Here is a 20,161-nt window from a genome sequence, read left to right as displayed (position 1 = left end):
CGGCGCTGAGCCGATCGGTGGCTTCGAAGAATGAGGTTCGTTGCTGGTGTTTCGGAATTGCCATCAGAGGGCTGGTGGCCTTCGTTGTACGGGCTGAGGGCCTCGACGCGAGATGAGGGGGAGGGCGTGTCCGAGTGTTGAGGGGGTGCCGGTCGGGGGCTTGATGTGGCCCCCGACCGGCTGTATCAGGCGGCGAGACGGCTTTCGGGCTCGGAAGCGGCAGGTTCGTCGGTGTCGTCCGAGGGGCTGGGCGTTTCCCCGTCCGGCTGGCGCGCGATCTCGTTGTCGGCGGTGTCGGTGTCGAGCCCAGATAGCAGCTCGTCGGGCTCAGGGGCCGTGACGACGTTGAGGTCGTTGCGCTGCTTGGTGCGGTTGGCGACGGAGTCGATGATGAGCTGTTCGACCGCGCCGACTTGGAAGCCGTTGGAGACGCACCACTGCAACCACTTGGCGACCGCCGGGTCGGGTGCCCGCCAGGAGGAGCGGGTGATGCCGCTTTCGTTGGCGGCGGCGATTGCCGTGAGCGAGATGACCGAGTAGCGGCCGTCGCTGACACCTCGCGTGGGGACGCGTTTGGTGCCGGGTCGCTTGGTCTTGCCCGGTGACAGGAGTTCGTCGAGCATCTTCCGTCCGCCGTTGACCCAGGTGGAGAGGATGTAGCCGGAGTCGGCCAGCATCTCCGCGATGAGCTTCGCGGTTCCCTTCGGTGGGGTCTTGGCGGTCAGGAACGTCGCCAGCCATTCACGGCGGACCGTGTTGGCGACATCCATGGCCTTGTTGTTCTCGATGACCAGTCGCCGTTCGGCCTTCTCCTGTTCGGTCATGGGACCGCTGCGGGTGGAGGTCATGGCGTAGGCGGGCAGGGCGTGGCCGTGCGCGCGCCAGTCGGTGCAGTAAGTGGTTTCCGTCAGTCGGTCGTCGTAGGTGAGGAAAAGCCGGACGGCGTGGCCGGGGCAGCCGTTGTGCCCTTCGGGGTCGACGTGGTTGCCCTCGGCGTCGCGTAGGTCGCTGACCTCCTTGATCTTGGGGTCGTTGTATCGGGGGTGCTCGGACAGCAGCGTGATTCCGGCGGCGACAAGTTCGGCGCGGCGGGCGGCTTCTGCGGCGATGGCGGCCCGGGTGCCGCGATATTGCTCGACGGCTCGGGCGAACGCGAAGGGCCCGTTCTCGGCCTCGTCCAGCAGCGTTTCGACGCATTCGGGTTCGTCGGCGAATTCTGCGAGCGCGGCGACCTGGGTGAGGTCGAGCCCGAGGGTGTGCGTGCGCTCGGTGGTCCGCTTGTCGAGGGTGGCGAGTTGCTGCCCGGCCTTGATCTGCTCTGGCCGGTAGCCGGTGTGGCGGGCGATGTCGTCGTCGGTCATGCCGTCGAGGGCGAGTTGCTGGATGCCTCGGGCTTGCTGGGCTGCGGTGAGTTCGGTGCGGTGGACCTGCCGGAGCATGCTGATGAGCTGTTGACGGTTGGCGACCAGGTCGTCACGGACGATGACAGAGATCCACTTCTGCTCTGCCTCGACGGCGGACCAGTAGCGCTGTTCGCCGTCGATGATGAGGTACGGGCCTTCGTCGGCGAGCCCGAGCGGCGTGACGATCAGCGGCGAGAGCAGGCCGCGAACGCCGTCCTGGTGCAGGTTCTGCACGATGCCGGGGAGGGCCTGCGCGTCGTCGCGGGCGTTGCTCGGGTTCGGTTTGATGTTGGCGACCTCGACCATGCAGTGCCGGCCGGGCAGTTCGGGCATGTCCTGGTCGTCGCCGGTGCCTTGCGACCGGGCGTCGCTGTGGGGCGTCGCTGCCTCGGTTGCTTCGGGAAGACCGAGGGCGTCCGGGGAGTCGCCGGGGGTTTCGTTGTCGATCTGCGGTGCGGGTGCGGTTTCCGTGAGCACGGTTCGTGCTCCCTTCGGGTTGTGGGTGTGTTGGTTGAGCCGGGGCGCGTCTGGGGTTGCCGTCCAGCGCACTCCGGTGGTTCAGGGGACCGCTGCCAGGGGCAGCGGTGGTGGGCTACGCGCGGGTCGCTGTGGAGTTGTCAAGGAACCGGGTTTTGGTCAGTCAGGCCGCTGTGGCAAGGGCGGTGAGGTGTGGGCGGTTGGGTGGTGACGGCATGGTGCAGTCGGTGCAGGTGCCGCCGTCCCAGCGGTGTTTGCTGGCACCGTCGCCTGCGGGGCAAGGCATGAGCTGCAGGTCGGCGAGGTGTGCGCGGTTCAGGCAGACGGGGCACAGGCCCCAGTTGGCGGTTGGTGGGCCGGAGATCGGGGTGTCGCAGTGGGTGCAGCAGCAGCCGGCCTGCCGGAGGGCTTGACCGATGACGTCGGCTGTGGCGATCGCGCGGCGGGCATCGAGGGCGAGGCCTTTCCACGCGGCGGTCTTCTGCACGCGCTGCCAGTTCTCTTCGGTCAGTGCGGGGCTGGGCAGGGTTGCGGGGTCGTCTGCCTGGGCGTGTAGGTACGCCTCGACTTCCGCGCGGCCGAACAGGGGGCCGGTCCATTGAAAGGTGCGGGCGAGTACGGATACGAGGTGTCGCGCGTCGGGCTCTGCGAGGTTTCGGGGCAGTGATACGCCGTGAGGCAGCCCGATGAACATGGGCATGGGTGCTCCATCGTGGAAGAAAATCGGCACGGGATGGCACGCGAGAACCGTGCGTGCACCGGCGGGAAGTCGCGGGTGCGGGCCGCTGCGGGTCGGGTGCCGCTGGCAGCGGCACCCGACCAACGGTCAGAGCGTGGCAGCGATCTCCATGGCGCGGATGCCGACGTTCTCCATGTCGAACGCGGCATCGGGGTCGTTGAGGGTCTGCGCGGCGCTGGTGACCGCGTGCAGCACGCCCCCGGCGGTGCGGTCCCCGCCGTCGATGAAGTGGTTGAGGATCAGGCGCTGCTCGTCCTCGGTGAAGCGCAGCCGCTGCCCGACGACGCGGATGGTGTGGTCGGGGTCCGGGATGCGCCGGCCCGCCTTCTCCTCGATCTCCTCGATCTTGCGGCGGATGTAGCGGACATCGAGGAAGCGGCGTACGGCGTCGCGGGCCTGCTTACCGATGAGGCTGAGATTCGCCTCGTGGGTGTCGTTGCTCCACCGGATCGTGCCCTCGTCCATCTTCGCGCCCAGGTGAACCGCACGCAGGACGTCCTTGGTGATGGTCACGCCGTTGTCGCAGACCTCAACGACGAGACGCGGGGTGAGGGTCATCGCGCCGGAACCGGTCTCGCTGTTGGCGAAGACGAGCCCAGCGAAGACGGTCGGGTTGTCCGCGCCGGTCGCGCCGGTGAACGGGCTGCGGTAGTTGCGCAGCAGGGTCGGGGCGAGCGACCTGATTGCCTCGGAGTGGACCCGGACGACCATGCGCCGCTCGCTCAGGTCGCACGCGAGGTTCACCCGTAGCCCGGACTCGCGGATGCCGGTCAGCACGGACATCAGCACGTCCAGGTGATCGATGATCTTGTAGCCGTCGCTGAGGAAGGCGCGCAGGATGCCGCCGCCGTTGCCGTCGGACAGGCAGCGCGCGAGGTATCGCTTGCCGTGTTGGAGATCGAACCAGCCGTTGACGTTGGTGTCGTAGAGGTGCAGAGCCTGGGCGCGGGTCTTGCGCAGGTAGGAGGTGGGGATGCCCAGCTTCTCGCCGAGCCCGGCGTCGCCGATTTCGGTGGGCAGGTACAGCCCATCGGCGGAGGTGACCCCGGTATCGGTGAGAACCGGGTCCGCCCCCGTGATGCGCAAGTGGCCCGCCTCGGCTCGCAGCATCCCGGTACCGGCCACGATGTCGAGCTTGTGGCCCTGCTGCTGATTGAGGATGGCGGTCAAATCCGCCAGAGAGGCGTGTCGGGCCGACAGGGGAATGGTGCTGATCGTGTCGCTCACGGCGCTTCCTTCGGTGAGGTTGGATTGTTGGTCATTCGGTCGGGGGTTGCCGCCCCTCCCTCATGTATATAAGCATACATGGCCTATCGCTATATGTCTACTTGAATCGCTCGTTCTTAAGCAATTATGAGCGAGATTTGTAGCGCTCGCCGGCTTAGCGCGAGGGTGAATGATGACGGGAAGGATGTGGCGCGCATCTTGGTGGAAGCGAGAAATTTGGGCTGTGCCATGCCACCAAGTCTGCTTTCGTGTTACGGCTCGAATGGGTTTGGTCACTGCCACCGTGGCGCAGTTGACCTAACCTCAACTGCATCGGTGCAGTGAGGAGCATCGCCGGGCGGGACACGGCGAGCGCCTCCTCCACTGCCGGTGATGGTTCTTGACCTCACCCTGACAAGGTTTCCGTCGGCGCAGCGGTTCATCGGTCGATGACGACGGAGGCCGTCGCCATGCTTGAAGCTCGAAACGCCGGCTAAATGCGGTGCTGGGCGGCCGAGACGCTGATTGAGCCGGAGGTTGTCGGCAGTGGGTCGATTCAGCGGGGTGGGTTAGGCGCTGTGCTGCCAAACTTATTCGGATGGCCTATTTGGGTCCTGGACACTCCCGCCCCTGGCGTTGATCCACTCCTGTATGCGGCGGCGCTTCCAGTAGCGGGTCATGCCCCCCGTAGGTGCCGGTTCTTCGAGATCGAACAAGGGCAGGTAGCCGTCTTCGTGCCGTTTCCATGCTGCTTTGCTGCGGCCCGCGTACAAGTCCCATGCGCCTGGACTGATATCGAGGATCTTCCGAAATTCGGCGGCGGGCAGCAGTTCCTCAGGATCGCCATCAAGCTTGATCTGATAAACGCGTGCTCTGGCGGACTCGACGATCTGTGGCAGGAGGATGTCCCGGACGCGCTTCAGCTCGTCGATCGGAAACCATGACTTCTTGTCTTGCGTGACCGGCGCAGGCCAACCAGAGCCCCGCTCGCGCTGCTTGGGGGAGGTCTTGAGCCGGACCGTCGCCTCGGAACGACGTGTGAACTCGGCCGCCCCGGCGATGTCGGTATGCGGCTGACCACCGATGGTCCGGATCTCCATGCTGCCCCTGCCCGCGACTGTCCAGCGGTGGAAACGACCGGGGGACTTCATCCGCTCGCGCGGACGAAGTGGCAACCCCCCGGCCGCCTGAAACAACCAACATCCCAACCTCACACCGCAAACGCCGTGAACGTGAGGCCGAAGAGCTTCTGATGCTAGCAGTCGGATCTCGGGCTTTCCGATCGCTGGGCTCCGTAGCGCCACGGCCAGCGCATCGTGAGTGTTGCTCACGGTGTTGGGTTAAGTGTGTGGTCCGCGGTCGGCCGGCGGGCCACGAACCGGACGTCTACACCGTGCCTACGCGTCCGATCACGGCTACACCCGCCGTTTGTCGGCGCCGCGCGGCGCGCGGTGGATGTCCTGGCCATCTGAGCAGAAGGTGATGCCGGCGGCATCAGTCGCGGTCCCGCGCTAGCTGTAATTACCGGGCACCTTGGTTGAGGTTGTGTGACGACACGACCTCACGGATCGTGATTGGGGAGGCGTTCTGGCCGTTGCTACCGCGGACGGTGAAGCCCGGCCCCGGCGGTCGACCACCGACCGGGCTCCGACGTTTAGCCGGTGGTGCTGGCGGCCTGCGCGACGGTGACCCAGCGGTCGAGGGCCGAGCGCGCGGCGCCGGAGTCGATCGACCGGGTGGCCTCCGCCAGGCCGGCGCCGATGGCCGCGGTGAGGTCGCCGTCGAGGCCGCAGTAGGCGGCGATCCCGGCGGCGGCGTTGACTAGCACGGCGTCGCGGACGGGGCCGCGGTCGCCGACGAGGACGCGATGGGCGACCTTGGCGTTGTAGGTGGCGTCGCCGCCAGCCAGGTCGCCGGCCTTAGACCGGGGCAGGCCGAAGTCGGCGGCGTCGAGAACGGTCTCGCGCACGGTCTTGCCCGACGCGACCCACACTTGGGTGGGGGTGGCGGTCGAGATTTCGTCGAGCTCGTCGTGGCCACGGACCACGAGGGCGCTGCTGCGCCGGTCGGCGAGGACCTGGGCCAGCACCGGAGCGAGGGGTAGGTTGGCGCAGCCGATGCAGCCGGCCCTGGGCTGGGCCGGGTTGACCAGGGGCGCCACGAAGTTGATCACAGTGGGCACTCCCAAAATGCGGCGGATCGGTGCGGCGTGGTGCAGTCCGGCGTGGAAGCGGGGCGCGAACAGGTAGCCGATGCCGGCCTCCTGGACGCAGCGTGCGACGGCGTCGGGCGTGAGGTCCAGGGGGATGCCGAGGGCGGCGAGGACGTCGGCGGATCCGGATTTGGACGACACGGCCCGGCCGCCGTGCTTGACGACGGGGATGCCCGCTCCGCAGGCCACGAGAGCGGCCATGGTGGAGATGTTGACTATGTGTGCCTGGTCGCCGCCGGTGCCGACGATGTCGACGGCATCTTGGTCGACCGGCACCGCGACGGCCTCGGACAGGATTGCCTCGATCAGCCCGCTGATCTCGTTGGCGGTCTCTCCCTTGCCGCGCAGCGCGATCAGGAAGCCGGCCAGCGCGGCGGGCTCGGCGTCGCCGCGCATCACCTCGCGCATCGCCCGTCTCGCTCTAACCCTGACGATTCAACCTCTGTAACAGGGCAGTACTAGGGTGCTCTCGTTGCAGGGCGGTGCAACAGGGCAGCGTCGCTGGAGACCATCACGTCGAGCAGGCTGGCGCCTTGCCGCTGCAGCAGACGCGCGGTGAGGGTGGGGGTCAGGGAGAGGCTGACCGCGGCTAGCAGGAGGGCCGCGAGCACCGGCGCCCACAAGTGACCCCCGGTGGTGGCGCCGATGATGCCGGGGAGAATGGCGCCCAGCAGGACCACGGGGAAGATCGTCATTTGTCCACCGGTCGGATCGCCTGCTCGTTGTCCAGGGTAGCGGCGATCGCGGGCATCGGTGCCGACAGCCGGCATCAGGAGCGCGATCAGCGGTGCCACGGCGCAGGCCACTGCGGCTGCGGCGATGGCGCCGCTGATGGCGACGACGCCCAGTGGAGAGCGGGTCACGGCCCACAACACGGCCGCCAGCACGATCGACGGTACGCCGAATAACAAGAACCATGCCGCCATCCGGCCGCGTACGTCAGCCTGAAGGGCGCCCGGTGTGGTGAGCAGCTGCCACAGGGCCGTGCCGTCCAGGGCGTAGGTGTTGACCGCGACCATCGCGCCGAACACCGCCGCCGCGGGACCCACGAGGGGCAGCGCCCAACTCCAGTCGGTGACCGCGATGATGAGCGCCATCAGCAGCGGGGTCAGCCAGGCGCTACGCAGTTCCATACCGCGCGCGGGATCCCGCGACCAGGTAACCAGCTCTCGCGAGACGACAGCGGACACCTGCGGCGTCGTGAACGGAAGCGACAGCCCATGACCCGGTGCGTGAGGGCGTCGCGGCGTCACGAGGCGGGGTGGGCGGCGTAGGGCCCGCGCTGTCAGGGTGGTCCAGCCCATGTGCAGCAGTGCACCCAGGGTCAGGAGGGCCATCAGCGGCACGACGACCGCTTCCGTCCCGGCGCTGTCACGGGCGGCGATCGCGGCGCGGTACCCCCATCCCGTGGGCAGGAGGGCGAGCACGTCGATGATCGGCGCGGGTAGCTGCCCGAAGGTGGGGAGGACCAGGGTGGTGTCGCTCTGACCGAGGCGGGGCAGCAACCATGCCGCGATCGGCACCCAGCCAGCGAACGACAGCGCGAGCATGACGGCGGTCTGGGTGGCGGCCAGCCTCATCCCGGCCCGGGTCTGCAACAGCCAGGCCGCGATCGCCGCCACCGTCTTACCCGCCCAGACCAGCAGGTACAGCTGTGCCACCATCGCCACCGCGCCGATCGTGGCCGCCGTCAGGCCGCCCGGTGCGGCCAGCACGACCAGGGACGACAGACAGGTCAGCGTGACCAGCGGGCCGACGCCCAGCAGCTCGGTCCAGGACAAAGCCCGAGCCGCGCGCCATGGCCGCAGCGGATAGCCGCGTAACCAGTCGCGCGAGATGACCGACGGATCGTGGCGTGGCTGGGTCAGAGGGCCGAACAGCCACATGCCTCCCCATCCGGTGAGCGCCACGGCGATCCAGCCTTCGTGGAGCAGTCCGCGGTTGGCCACTGCTGCGCCGATGACCACCAACGCGGCCAGGGCCATACCGGTGACCAGGCTGAATCCGCGCTCGTTGTGCGGGCCGTTGCGGAGCAGGCGCAGCTTCAGCGCGAACAGGGCTCGGGTCATGTCAGCCACCTCAGCGGGCGGACCGGATCGGCGCCGACCAGCTCGACGAAACGTTCGTTGAGCGTCCCGTTCGCTGCCACCTCGTCTACCGGCCCCTCGACCAACACCCGGCCACCGGCCACCAACGCCACCCGGCGGCAGTTGCGTTCGACGAAGTCCATCATGTGGCTCGACATGACCACCGTGCCGCCGGCGGCGACGTACTGTGTGAGCACCTGTTCGATGGAGCGGGCCGAGACCGGGTCGATTGCCTCGAACGGCTCGTCGAGGACCAGCACCCGGGGGCGGTGCAGCATCGCCAGCGCCAGATTGATCTTTTTGCGCATACCGGTGGAATACTCCACGATCAGCGCGCGTGGAGTAGCGTCGAGGCCAAGGATCTCCAGCAGGTCCTCGGCGCGGACCCGCCAGCTGTCATCCAGCCCACGCAGCCCGGCGCTGTACCGCAGCACCTCGGTGGCGGTCAGCCGTTCGGGTAGCGACAGCCCGTCCATCATGATTCCGAGCTGGGCGAGCGCGGCTTGCCGATCGGTTCGCAGGTCATGACCGGCGATCCTGATCGTGCCGGAGGTCGGCTCCCGCAACCCGCACATGGCCGTCAGCATGGTGGTCTTGCCGGCCCCGTTCGGGCCGACGATGCCGTAGCACATTCCCGATGGGATGCTCAAGCTGACCCGGTCGACGGCGAGTACAGCGCCGAAACGCTGGGCGAGGTCAGTTACCTCAACGGCTGGGACAGAATCGAACACTTGCATCGTCTCTTTCCGGCAAGGAACGGCAGACCGGTCAATTCGACCGCACTATTCGTCAATCAGGCCGCGGATCTCGTCCGTGCGACAGGACGTCGAAGCGGGTTGCCGGGGAGCGTGTACACAACGAAATGCACTGGCCGCCGAGCGGCCATCTGAGTGACGGCACGCCAGCAGTAGCCCGCTGCTACGGCAGAGCGACGTTCGTTCGGCTCCGCTCTCCCACCACCAGTTCACCGTTCTGTCCAGTCGGATGAGCTATCACTCGGTTGTGTGCGTGAGGATGGCGGCGGCCAGTTCCTCGTGCACCTCCGGCGGCAGCGTGTGCCCCATGCCCGCCGTGATCATCAGCCGCGCTCCCGGGATCTGTTCGGCGATGATCGCGCCGTGGCCCGGCTTGACCGGCTCGTGGCTGCCCTCGATGACCAGCGTGGGCGCCTTCAGTTGGTGCAGCACGCCCGCCGGCTCGAAGTCCGGGTTGGCCGCTGCGGCCAGCCGGTGGTTGGTTACCGCCGTCAGGTCGCGGGCCCGATCGTAGATTCGTTCCTGTAGCCGGCGCGCCGCGTCCTCGTCGAACGGCAGCCCGGTGCCGTGCAGCACGCGCTGTTCGGCGATCATGCTGTTGATCTGGGCGCGCCGGTCCGCTGGCGGTGCGGCGGTCATCAGCGACCGGTAGAAGGCCACGAACTCCGGCGCCGGCTCGGGCAGGCTGTCGTCAGGCTGCGGCTGCCCCAGCAGAGCCCGCATGATCACCTGACCTTCGCCGCCGCCGAGCGGCGAGGAGCCGATGACAGTCAGCGAGCGTACCCGCTCCGGCCGCTCCACCGCGATGAACTGGCCGAGCAGCCCGCCGGCCGAGTGGCAGACCAGGTGGGCGCTCTCCAGGCCGTGGTTGTCCAGCACGCGGTACACGTCGTTCTTGATGTCGTCCCACGTGTACGGCTGCGCCGCGAAGTCGACCGTGCCCGACATGCCGGTGTCACGGTGGTCGTACCGGATCACGCGGCGGCCTCCAGCGACAAGGCGGCCGACGAACTCGTCCGGCCACAGGACGCCCTGCGACATCGACCCCATGATCAACAGGATCGGCGCATCCGTGACGGCGCCGAACTCTTCACTCCAGATGTTCACCTCAGTCATGTCTCAGAGCATGTCCTCTTCCGTCGCGGGTGCCTTCTGTAGAACTACTAGTCGCGCCAGTTCCGTGCGGGAGCCGATGCCCAGCTTCGGATAGATCTTGTACAGGTGGTACTCGACCGTGCGGGGGCTCAGGAACAGTTGGGCGGCGATCTGCTTGCTCGACAACCCGTCGGCGACCAGGCCCGCGATGCGCAACTCCTGCGGGGTCAGCGCGTCCAGCACGGCCCAGCCCGGGGCCTGCCCGCTCTCGCCCGCCGCCCGCAGCTCACCTTGTGCGCGCCTCGCCCAGGGCCTCGCGCCTGCCCGCTCGAACGTCTCCCACGCCATCCGCAGATGCGCCCGCGCGTCGCCCGGCCGCTGCGCGCGGCGCAGGCGCTCACCCAGCAGCAGAGCCGTCCTGGCCGCCTCGAACGGGTTGGTGTGCAGCCGCAACGCCTCGCCGAAGGCGTCCTCGGACGACTCGGCCAAGCCCCGGCAACGGGCCAGCAGGGCGCGCGACTCGGGCGTCGCGGCGTGCGCCGACCATCGCTCGTACGCCGCGAGCGCCGCCCGCGCACCCACCTCGTCGCCCGCGCCCACGGCGGCCTCGACGCGATCCGGCGCCGTCCGCCACACCACGGTGGGATGCCCGACACCCGGTCCCGCTGCGGCGATGGCCGTGAAGCGGTCGTGCGCCGTCGCGTAGCGTCCCAGGCACAGGTCGAGCAGCGCCAGCGCGTACGTGGCGACGCCTGCCCGCAGACCCACCCGGTGGGGTATGGCGATGGCCAGCGCCTCGCGAGCCTGCCGTTCGCAGGTCTCCTCCTCGCCTCGCAGCGCCGCCAGGACCGCCAGGTTGGCCAGGTGTGCGGCCACGGTGTTCTCGTAGCCGGCCTCGCGGGCCAGTTCCAGGCCCTCCTCGGAGATGGCCTGGCTGCTTGCCAGCCGCCCGGCGATGCGGTCGGCCGTCGCCACGAACTCCAGCACGACCGGCAGTTGCCCGGTCATCCCCGACACCCTGGCCACCCGTCCGGCCCGCTCGGCCATCTCGGTCGCCAGATCCGACTCGCCCAGTTGGCTGGCCGCGGCCGCCGCCCACAGGTACTCCGCCGCCTCCCCCAGTTCGCCGACGCGCGCCAGCGCCCGCCGCAGCAGACCCGGCCCGGCAGCGTCGCCATCCAGCGTCAGGCCGATCCCGGCCACCGTGTCCCGCAAGAATCCCTCGCGGTGCGCTGCCGCCCTCCGCCCGAGCTCGATGATGGCCGCCGTGTCGCCGACGTACGAGGCGGCCTCCGCGGCATCGGCCAGCATCTCCAGGCTGTCGCCTGCGGCCAGGATCCGCACGGCCTCGGTGGCGTTGCCGGAGTTCAGCTCGAATCTGCCCCTGAGCTGGGCGATCTCCATGGTGAGGCCGGCATCCGCGCCAGCCTGGTCACGGGCCTCGGCCAGCAGCGACTCCGCCTGTCCCGGGCGGCCACCGAGCCAGGCCGCGACGGCGGCGTCCTTCAGGCGGGCGGCTCGGGTGCGCGGCTCGGGGGTCAGCTCGGCGGCCCGGGCCAGGGCGGCGGCAGCGGTGCCGTACCCACCGCGGTCGCGCGCCAGCTCCGCGGCGGTCACCAACTCGGTGGCGGCCCGCTCGTCCTGGCCCATGGCGGCTCCGGCCAGGTGCCAGGCGCGACGGTCACCCTCGGTGAGTTCCGCCAGTACGGCATGCACCCGGCGGATCCTGGCCGGGGTGGCCGCCTCGTGCACCGCCGACCGGATGAGCGGATGACGGAAGCGCACGCGCGGGCCCGAGATCTCGGCCAGCCCGGACTCCTCCAGCTCGGCCAGCGCCATCCGCCCGGTCCACGCCCCCGTGTTCTCTCCGGGCCGTACCGTTCGCTCGGCGGACAACCGGTCGGTGGCGCGCAGGACCAGGTCGAGGTCAGCCTCCACGGCGGCGACCAGAGCGAGCAGCCAGGCAGCGGCGGACAACGCAGCCACCCGATCGCCGAACAGCCGGGCCCCGCCGGGCAGTGGGTCGGGCAGCGGTTCGCGTCCGGCGAGTTGCGCGGGTGTCAGGCGGGCGGCGATCTCGCCCAGCGCGAGCGGGTTCGCGCGGGTCAGCGTGACGAGTTCCCGCGCCACACGGGGCTGCACAGCGCCGCGGGACTCCAGCATCTCGGCCGCGGCGGCTCCGGGCAGGCCACGCACCTCCACCGTCAGCGGCACATCCTTGACCGGAGCGTCCCCGCGCACGGCGAACAGCATCGCGATCTTTTCGGTCGCCAGCCGCCTGGCGGCGAACAGCAATGCGTCGGCCGATGCCTGGTCGATCCACTGGAAGTCGTCGACCACGCAGATCAGCCCGTCCGGCGCGGCGGCTTCGGCCAACAGCGAAAGCACGCCAGCGCCCAGCAGGTACCGATCGCCGGCGGTGCCCGCGGCGAGCCCCAGCGCCGCGCACACCGCGTCGTGCTGCGGTTCGGGCAGCGCGTCGAGCATGCCGGTGACCGGCCACAGCACCTGGTGCAGCGCTGCGAACGCGAGGTCGGTCTCAGCCTCGACGCCGGTGGTCCGCAGCACACGCATCGCGCCGCCCCGCACGGCCGCCGCGTCGAGCAGGGCCGTCTTGCCCACGCCTGCCTCGCCCCGTAACACCACCGCACCACCAACGCCGTCGCGAGCCCGCGCGATCACCTCGTCGAGTGCGCTGACCTCCGCCGACCTGCCGTAAAGCACGAACAACCACTCTAGGAGACTTCCACGCCGTCCCATCCCCACAGAGTCACTTCTCACAAACAGTGACACGGCGTGAACGTGCAGTTCATGATCGCCGCCACCGGCCGCCTCGTCCGGGCTTCACCGAGATGCGGTCCACGACCCGACCGCAGCCCGCACACACGGCATCATCGTGGCATTGACCAGGACAGACGCGATGACTTTCACCGGCAAGGGGCCACCCGGGGAGCCCACGGCAGCGTGCGCACCCCGATCAAGCGGGGCAGCGGAGCCCGGCAGGTCGCAGCCGGCTCGGTTCCCCCGGCTGCTTCCGACCGAAGCTGTCACGCCCGCAGAAGGCCGTGAACCCGTGCACAGACGAAGATCCGCGCAATCACAGATCGTGCAGAAGCCGATCTTCAGGCCGAACCGACGCTGAACCGCCCCGGATTCTTGTAGAGACCACCGTCGGCGGTGGCCCGCGCGGAGCCGTCTCGGATCGCGTGGTCGAAGGCGACGGCGTCCGCCCACTCGGCTGGACTGTGGGCTTCAGGTCGGCCCAGAAGCGGTCGTCGGGGAACGGGCATCCCACTTCCCTGTCAAGTTCCAGCGTGTCTTGTCGGCGGGCCGCTATAGATCATCCGGTTGTCGGCGTACGGCTTCCAGTGCAGCGCTAGGTACGCCAGACACACACGTCGGAGCACCAACCGCGCCGATATCGTGCGGTGAGCGCGCCAGCGTTCCGTTTCCGATGCTCACACTGAGTCGGTCGGGCAACGGACTGCGGCAGAAGCACGCGCTGATGTTGGCATCGTGGCACGCGTGTACTCGTTTCGCTGGCTCTGTACTTTGAGCGCGGTGGATGATGCCGAACTGCTTGAGCTGTGGTCGTCGTCACATCGCTCACCGATCCGCTGCGTCGCTGGCTGGCCGCCGGCTGCCTGTCATGGCACGGGCGGCGGCCACCGGGCAGACTTGACGCCGTGTCGACAAGGCGAGCTGCCTCGGCGGGTACAGGGAAAGGACATCCTGTGACGTCGAGTCGACGATGGGGACGATGGGTGTGGGTGCGGCGTTGCGGGGTCTACCTGCTGGGCTCGCTACTCTCCGGGGTCGCCACGGTGCTCACGCTGCCGCTGCTGTGCATCCCGCGGCCGTCCCGGCTGTGGGCGGACTGGCACCGTTACCGTGCCGGCCGGCTGCTCGGCGCGCCGTTTGCATCGCGTCCTGCTCTGCGCGCGACAGGGCGCCGGGCATGGGCCGATTCGGCCACGGTCCGCACCTCCCGCGCCCTGCTGTGGCTGCCGGTGAACGCGCTGACTGGGGTGGTGTTTGGCCTGCCCGCGCTGCTATGCGCGGGCAACATCGTCGTCGCCTTGATCGCCACACCGCTGTGGTGGGCGTTCAGGCCGGAGGACCGGCCACGGCTGTTCATCGACGTTCCGGTGACCGGCTGGGCGACAGCCCTCACCCTCGGTCCACTGCAGATCCTCCTCCTCACCGGGCTGGCGTACGTGGGCTTCGCACCGATCGCTCGCGCACACGCCCGAATTTGCCTGGTGGTGCTGTCGCACTCGACGAACGACCAGCTCGCCGAACGGGTCGCCGTGTTGACCCGCACCCGAGCGGACGTGCTCGACGCGCACGGCGCGGAGCTGCGCCGGATCGAACGCGACCTGCACGACGGCACCCAGGCCCGGCTGGTGGCCATCGCGATGCGGCTGGCCGTGGCCCGGCAGGCGTTCTCCGACAATCCGCGGGACGAGCAGTTCGTGGAAGGACTTCTCCGGGACGCACACGAAGGAACCGAAGAGGCGATGACCGAACTGCGCGAGGTGATCCGCTCCGTCTATCCGCCGATTCTCGCCGATCGGGGCCTCGACGGTGCCCTGACCGCCGTGGCCACCGGCTGCGGCGTGCCAACCCGGCTGGACATCGGCGACCTCGAACGGGTCCCGCCGGCTGTGGAGGCCGTTGTCTACTTCACCGTCGCCGAGGCACTCACCAACGTCACCAAACACAGCCAGGCGACCGCGGCCGGCGTACGGGTGAGCCGCACGGCGGACCGGTTGTCGGTGGCGATCACTGACAACGGTACCGGCGGTGCCGACGATCGGCGGGGCACCGGCATCGCCGGGATACGGCGCCGGGTACTCGCGCTCGACGGCACCGTCGAGGTCGACAGTCCGGCCGGCGGGCCGACGGCCATCACCGTGGAGCTGCCGTGCGGGTGGTGATCGCCGAAGACAACGTGCTGCTGTCCACCGGGCTGGAACTGCTGCTGGGCCGAGCGGGCTTCCAGATCGCCGCCATCGCCGAGGATGCGGCGGGTTTCCTCACTGCCGTGCGGGAGCACCGGCCCGACGTCACAATCGTCGATGTCCGGCTGCCGCCGTCGTTTCGCGACGAAGGTATCCGTGCCGCCCTGCAGGCCCGCCGGGAGCATCCCGGCCTGCCGGTCCTGGTGTTGTCGCAATATGTCGAGCAGCAGTACGCCGCCGAACTGCTCTCCACCACCGGAGGTGGCGTCGGCTATCTCCTGAAGGACCGGGTCAGCCGGGTGGACGGGTTCGTCGACGCGCTGCGCCGCGTCGCCGCCGGTGGTACCGCGATGGATGCCGAGGTCATCGCCCAGCTCGTCCAACGCGCCGGCGACCCGATCGCCGCCCTCACCCCACGCGAACGCGAGGTGCTCGCATTGATGGCACAGGGTCACGACAACAACGCGATCGCAACGCAGCTGGTTATCACCGACAACGCTGTCCACAAGCACATCGGCAACATCTTCGCCAAGCTCGGTCTCGCCGTGACCGACAGCGGCCATCGCCGCGTCCTCGCCGTCCTCGCCTACCTCAACGCCGGGGGCCAGATGAGCGGTCGCTAACCTGACCCCCGTCTCCGTCGTCGATCACTCGCGAGCCGCCGCCAAACGGCTCACTCGCGCCCGCCGATCGCGTCGACCGGCGCGGATCGCATCGCGTACCGGGTGGCCATACTGATCGCAACCCAGGAGAGTGCGATGGTGAGCGTCACGATCGCCGTGAGCCCGGTGAGGGAAATCGTGGGAACGGACGACTTCGTCAATCCGAGGCTGATGCCGATCAGCGGTGGGATCGTTGCCAGCAAGCCGAACAGCAGCGCCGAAAAGACCACGATCCTGGCCTCGCCGTTCATCATCGCGCGGACCTGGTCTCGGCTGGCGCCGATGAGTCGCAGCATCGCGAACTCGCGAACTCGCGCCGCTGTGGCCATCACGAGGGTGTTCACCACGGCGATGGCGATGTAGCCCAGCAGCACCGTCTGGAACAGCAGGTTCAGCGCCCAGTCACCCGAGCCGCCGGACCCGGGTGCGGCCAGGAACGTCTGCCGGTCGCCGACCTGGACCGTGGGGTAGCGTGCGACGGCGCCACGCAGCGCGCCGGCGAGAGCCTCTGGGGCGGTCCCGTGCACCGATCTGATCAGTACTGCGGTGTCCACCCGCGCGGTGGTGTGGGCGATGACGAGGTCGTTGGGCAGGGTGATGTCCCCGAAGCCCAGGCCGTTCTCGTAGATCGCCACCACCCGTGGCTTGACCACCGTGCCGTCGCCGAGCCGGAGCTCGATCGTCCCGCCGACTTTCGCTCGGACGGTCTGCGCGACGACCCGGCTCAGCGCCACCGCGTCGCCCCGCAGGTCGGCGATGTCGCCCTGGTCCACCGCGAGGTCCATGGTTTCGGAGAGCCGTTCGGGTGCCACGCCCTGGGCGGCGAAGACCTTGGTGGCGGTGCTGTCCTCGGACGGGAATGTCAACAGCACCTGCGTCCGTGCCATCGGCGTCGCCACGGCGACGCCGGGCACGCTGCGCACGGCGTCTACGACCTCCGGGGACACACCGGCACCGGACGAGGCGGTCAGTACGTGGTCGGCCCGCAGGCCGTTCTCGAGTTGGTGCTGCGCTCCGGCGATCGTCGTGGAGGCGCCGAACACCTGCACGGCGGCCAGGGTTACGCCCATGGCCAGCGGTGTGGTGGCCGAGCTGAGCCGCTGCGAGTTGGCCCGCGCGTTGGCCTGGGCGAGGAAGCCGCCGGCCGTGGTCTGCCGGTTCAGGCGCGAGCCGAACAGCACGATGGCGCCGCGAAGCAGCAGGGGTCCAAGACACCCGAGCGCCACGACGAACAACAGGACCGCGCTCCCCGCGGTGTCGGCGGCCGAGTCGCCCGGCGACGCGACGTTGCCCAAGGTCAGCAGCAGCCCGAGCGGGATGAGTAGGACGCCGATGGTCAACCGGACCCAGCCGATTTTCTGGGGCTCGACCGTGGCGTCTCCGATCGCCTCGACCGGGCTGACCTTGGCCACCCGGCGCGCGACCAGCCAGCCGGCGAGCCGGGCGCTGGTCATGCACAGCACCAGGGAGGCCAGGAGGGGCAACAACCCCACCCGCATCTGGAAGTCCGGAGGTATCGCGTCCGCGAGGACGAACACGCCGCGCATCACGAACGCGAGCGCCACACCGGGCATCGCGCCGACGACGGCGCCGACCGACGACACGAGGGTGATCTCGGCGTCGATCATCCAGTGGATCTGTTTTGGCGTCGCGCCGATGGCTCGCAGCAGGGCCAGTTCGCGTCTCCGCTGCCGCACCGACAGGGCGAGGGTGCTGGCCACCACGAACCCCACGATCAGCACCATGGTGCCGCCGAACGACGCGGCCGACTCGACTACTAGGCTGCGGGCGTCGCCTACGTCCAGGAACTCCACGTCGCCGCGTCCCGCGCCGGTATGGGCCACCACGCCCGGCACGGCGGCCGTGATGCGCTTGGCCAACTGCTCCGGTGTCACACCGGGTGCGGCGAGCACGCCGATGGCGTCCACCCGGTCCGGACGGCCGGACAGCTTGGACGCCTGATCGTCGGTGACGAACACGGCGGACTGCCGGTCCAACCCATCCCCCGGCGCGGTGGCAATGCCCACGACGCGGTAGGACGACGGGATCGAGCCGACCACGAGGCGCACCGTCGCGTCGAGCGACACGTCGCCGCGCGCGGCGAGGTCGGCGTCGAGCACAACTTCGTCGGGCGCGGCGGGTGCGCGGCCCTCGCGGACTCGGAACGGCGCGAGCGCCGCAGCGGACCAGCCGTGTCCGAACATCGGGAAGCCGTCCGGGCCGGCCACTGCGTCGCCGTTCGAGGTCAGCACGCTGACCTCGACGTTGACGTCTCCGATGGCCGACTGAACACCGGGCACCGCGGCGACGGCGGCGATCTTGTCGGCGGGCAGCGTGACGCGCTCGCTGTAGCGGACCTCGGCGGTCTCGTCCAGCCAGAACGACTGCTCAGCGCCGAGGACCACCGCTGCGCCCGAGTAGCGCTCGGGGGTCACGCCGGTGCCGAGGCCGGACACCAGCAGTATCCCGCATGCGGTGATCACTGCCGAGCCCGCGGCGATCGCGAGGAAGGAGCCGACGAAACCGCCCTTGCGCCCCTTGATCGTGCTCCACGCCAGCGACAGATCTTTGCGGTACGGCACCACGAGGTGGACCAGCCGCCGGATGCGCCGGATCACCACTCGCCCAGGTGCGTCATGTGCGACGCAACCTGCTCCGGAGTGGGTCGGGTCAGCTCGCCCGCGATCCTGCCGTCGGCTAGAAACACGACCGAGTCGGCGAAGGAGGCGGCGACCGGGTCGTGGGTGACCATCAGCACGGTCTGCCCCATGTCGTCCACGACGTGTCGCAGCAGTTCCAGAACCTGCTTGCTGGACCGGGTATCCAACGCGCCGGTCGGCTCGTCCGCGACCACCACATCCGGGCGGGTGATCAGCGCGCGGGCGACCGCGACTCGCTGCTGCTGACCGCCGGAAAGTTCGCCCGGCCGCCGCTTGACGTGCTCACCGAGGCCGACCGCGGTGAGCACTTCTCGCAGGAACGCCTGGTCGGTCTTCCGGTCCGCCAGCCGCAGCGGCAGCGTGACGTTCTCCTCGACGGTCAGCGCCCCCAGCAGGTTGTACGCCTGGAAGACGAACCCGATCCGGTCGCGCCGCAGTTCGGTCAGCTCGCTCTCCGACGTGCTGGACAGTTCCGTGTCGCCCAGCATGACCCGGCCCGACGTCGGCCGGTCCAGACCGGCCGCGCAGTTCAGAAATGTGCTCTTGCCGGACCCGGACGGGCCCATGACGGCGGTGAACGTACCGCGTGGGAAGTCGGCTGTCACCGCGTCGAGAGCCCGTACCGCGTTCTTCCCCGACCCGTACTCCTTCGACACCGACTCTAAGCGCACCGCGTACGACGATGCCCCGGATGTCGGCATTGCGCGGGTGTATGGCGAGTCGGTCGGGGCGGTCTCGGCGTGCGGGACGCGCCGTCTTGACGGGTCCCTCGTTGATCTCATGCCGTCCGATGCTAGGAGTGGCGGCGGCCTGGGCCGATACCTCCTACTACCGGAACTGAGGTACAGCCAGCTGTAGTTTCGCCGCGATGTCCAGCCGGGAGTTGATGTTGGCACAATCCCGACTCCGCTGCGTCGGTCCGCACTTAGAGCCCGCGCAGAATGGCGAGGCTGGACGGGCGTTGCTGAACGAGTGCAGGCACAAGATCCATGATCATGAAGGTGCTTACGCCTCGTGATCACCGGGAGATCCTGTGCCTGCTATCCCAGCATGGCTGATCGAGCCACTGTGGGTCCAGTTCACCGCGCTGCTACCTGACCGGCCGACGTACGCCCCGACGCATCCGTTGGGCTGCCACCGCAGGCGGGTCGATGACCGGATCGTGTTCGACAAGCTGATTCAGGTGCTGCGGTTCGGCTGTTCCTACGAGGCGATCGCCGATGCCACCTGCTCGGCCGCCACGATCCGCGGCCGTCGTGACGAGTGGATCCGCCTCGGGGCGTTCGCCCAGCTCAAGCAGATCGCGATGGACGCCTACGACCGGCTCGTCGGCCTGGTCCTGGACGACATCGCCGTGGACGGCTGTATCACCAAAGCGCCCGGCGGAGGCGACTGCGCCGGACGGTCCCCGGTCGACCGGGGCAAGCAAGGAATGAAACGCTCGATAATGGTCGACGGTCACGGCATCCCCCTCGGCCGGGTCCTGGCCGGCGCGAACCGACACGACTCACCGCTGCTGGCACCCACCCTCGACCGGCTCGACGACCTGGGCCCACTCCCCGAGACCATCGCGGTGCACCTCGACGCCGGATACGACTCGGCGGTCACCCGCACGCTGCTGGCCGAACGCGGCCTGACCGGCAAGATCGCCCACAAGGGCGACAAGGCGCCCATCCAGGCGGGCCAACGGTGGCATGTCGAACGGACGAACAGCTGGCACAACGCGTTCAACCGACTACAACGCTGCTACGAACGAACCGAGAAGGTCATCGACGCGTTCTTCGACCTCGCCGACGCGATCATTACCGTCCGTAGCCTGCTCAGACGAGCGTGGACCACCTACCGGTGGGACACCCGCCCCACCCGCCGCCGATGATCACCACCAATCTGCGCGACCTCTT

The 20,161-nt window shown here is 69.1% G+C and carries 13 protein-coding genes and 1 pseudogene; 3 read left to right on the top strand and 11 right to left on the bottom strand.

All coding sequences use genetic code 11. The features are described from left to right. Window positions 1–185: 185 nt before the first annotated feature. From GA0070608_RS29160 to GA0070608_RS29120, 9 genes and pseudogenes are all read right to left on the bottom strand, one after another. Window positions 186–1,709, bottom strand: coding sequence for a ParB/RepB/Spo0J family partition protein (locus GA0070608_RS29160; RefSeq protein WP_245716007.1), 1,524 nt, complete (start codon window positions 1,707–1,709; stop codon window positions 186–188). Window positions 1,710–2,043: 334 nt separating this feature from the next. After that, complete coding sequence (locus tag GA0070608_RS29155; RefSeq protein WP_091632547.1) at window positions 2,044–2,580, bottom strand: hypothetical protein; 537 nt, start codon at window positions 2,578–2,580, stop codon at window positions 2,044–2,046. Between the two features lie 126 nt (window positions 2,581–2,706). Then, window positions 2,707–3,846 carry a DUF932 domain-containing protein gene (locus GA0070608_RS29150; RefSeq protein WP_091632544.1) on the bottom strand — a complete coding sequence of 380 codons (1,140 nt, stop codon included), beginning with the start codon at window positions 3,844–3,846 and terminating at the stop codon, window positions 2,707–2,709. Window positions 3,847–4,415: 569 nt separating this feature from the next. After that, a complete protein-coding gene (locus GA0070608_RS29145; RefSeq protein WP_091632539.1) occupies window positions 4,416–4,925 on the bottom strand; it encodes a hypothetical protein in 510 nt (169 codons plus the stop codon). Between the two features lie 554 nt (window positions 4,926–5,479). Beyond that, window positions 5,480–6,448 (bottom strand): annotated as a pseudogene (gene trpD / locus GA0070608_RS29140) (anthranilate phosphoribosyltransferase); the annotation flags it as partial. Between the two features lie 47 nt (window positions 6,449–6,495). Then, window positions 6,496–8,106, bottom strand: coding sequence for a hypothetical protein (locus GA0070608_RS29135; protein WP_091632531.1), 1,611 nt, complete (start codon window positions 8,104–8,106; stop codon window positions 6,496–6,498). Then, the gene (locus GA0070608_RS29130) at window positions 8,103–8,774 is read right to left on the bottom strand and encodes an ABC transporter ATP-binding protein (RefSeq protein ID WP_245716006.1); all 672 of its coding nucleotides are present in this window, start codon (window positions 8,772–8,774) and stop codon (window positions 8,103–8,105) included. Before GA0070608_RS29130 ends, GA0070608_RS29135 begins: the two co-directional genes overlap by 4 nt. Window positions 8,775–9,116: 342 nt before the next feature. Next, the gene (locus GA0070608_RS29125; RefSeq protein ID WP_091632524.1) at window positions 9,117–9,995 is read right to left on the bottom strand and encodes an alpha/beta fold hydrolase; all 879 of its coding nucleotides are present in this window, start codon (window positions 9,993–9,995) and stop codon (window positions 9,117–9,119) included. A 3-nt stretch (window positions 9,996–9,998) separates the two neighbouring features. Next, window positions 9,999–12,698: an AAA family ATPase gene (locus GA0070608_RS29120; protein ID WP_091636443.1), complete on the bottom strand. Its 2,700-nt coding sequence runs from the start codon at window positions 12,696–12,698 to the stop codon at window positions 9,999–10,001. A 1,100-nt stretch (window positions 12,699–13,798) separates the two neighbouring features. Between GA0070608_RS29120 and GA0070608_RS29115 the strand changes: the two genes are divergently transcribed. Both GA0070608_RS29115 and GA0070608_RS29110 read left to right on the top strand, forming a co-directional pair. Further along, complete coding sequence (locus GA0070608_RS29115; RefSeq protein ID WP_245716005.1) at window positions 13,799–14,914, top strand: sensor histidine kinase; 1,116 nt, start codon at window positions 13,799–13,801, stop codon at window positions 14,912–14,914. Beyond that, window positions 14,902–15,561, top strand: a complete 660-nt coding sequence (locus GA0070608_RS29110; protein WP_091632516.1) for a LuxR C-terminal-related transcriptional regulator — start codon at window positions 14,902–14,904, stop codon at window positions 15,559–15,561. Before GA0070608_RS29115 ends, GA0070608_RS29110 begins: the two co-directional genes overlap by 13 nt. A gap of 50 nt (window positions 15,562–15,611) precedes the next feature. On the opposite strand, the gene GA0070608_RS29105 is transcribed toward GA0070608_RS29110, so the two are convergent. Continuing rightward, entirely contained in the window at window positions 15,612–18,218 is a 2,607-nt protein-coding gene (locus GA0070608_RS29105; RefSeq protein ID WP_245716004.1) for an ABC transporter permease, read from the bottom strand. Beyond that, window positions 18,215–18,961 carry an ABC transporter ATP-binding protein gene (locus GA0070608_RS29100; protein ID WP_091632509.1) on the bottom strand — a complete coding sequence of 249 codons (747 nt, stop codon included), beginning with the start codon at window positions 18,959–18,961 and terminating at the stop codon, window positions 18,215–18,217. Before GA0070608_RS29100 ends, GA0070608_RS29105 begins: the two co-directional genes overlap by 4 nt. A 332-nt stretch (window positions 18,962–19,293) precedes the next feature. Here GA0070608_RS29100 and GA0070608_RS29095 point away from each other — a divergent pair, with 332 nt between their 5' ends. Then, a complete protein-coding gene (locus GA0070608_RS29095) occupies window positions 19,294–20,136 on the top strand; it encodes an IS5 family transposase (protein ID WP_091632506.1) in 843 nt (280 codons plus the stop codon). Window positions 20,137–20,161 lie beyond the last annotated feature (25 nt).

It is taken from the genome of Micromonospora peucetia, from assembly GCF_900091625.1.
Lineage (GTDB): Bacteria > Actinomycetota > Actinomycetes > Mycobacteriales > Micromonosporaceae > Micromonospora > Micromonospora peucetia.
Note: the sequence above shows the minus strand (reverse complement) of the source record. Positions and strands in the feature narration are given on the sequence as shown.

Excerpts from the sequence above, each read along its gene's own strand:
- GA0070608_RS29135 (WP_091632531.1), bottom strand. The coding sequence starts at position 8,106 with ATGACCCGAGCCCTGTTCGCGCTGAAGCTGCGCCTGCTCCGCAACGGC.
- GA0070608_RS29145 (WP_091632539.1), bottom strand. The coding sequence starts at position 4,925 with ATGGAGATCCGGACCATCGGTGGTCAGCCGCATACCGACATCGCCGGG.
- GA0070608_RS29125 (WP_091632524.1), bottom strand. The coding sequence starts at position 9,995 with ATGACTGAGGTGAACATCTGGAGTGAAGAGTTCGGCGCCGTCACGGAT.
- GA0070608_RS29155 (WP_091632547.1), bottom strand. The coding sequence starts at position 2,580 with ATGCCCATGTTCATCGGGCTGCCTCACGGCGTATCACTGCCCCGAAAC.
- GA0070608_RS29160 (WP_245716007.1), bottom strand. The coding sequence starts at position 1,709 with ATGGTCGAGGTCGCCAACATCAAACCGAACCCGAGCAACGCCCGCGAC.
- GA0070608_RS29100 (WP_091632509.1), bottom strand. The coding sequence starts at position 18,961 with ATGCCGACATCCGGGGCATCGTCGTACGCGGTGCGCTTAGAGTCGGTG.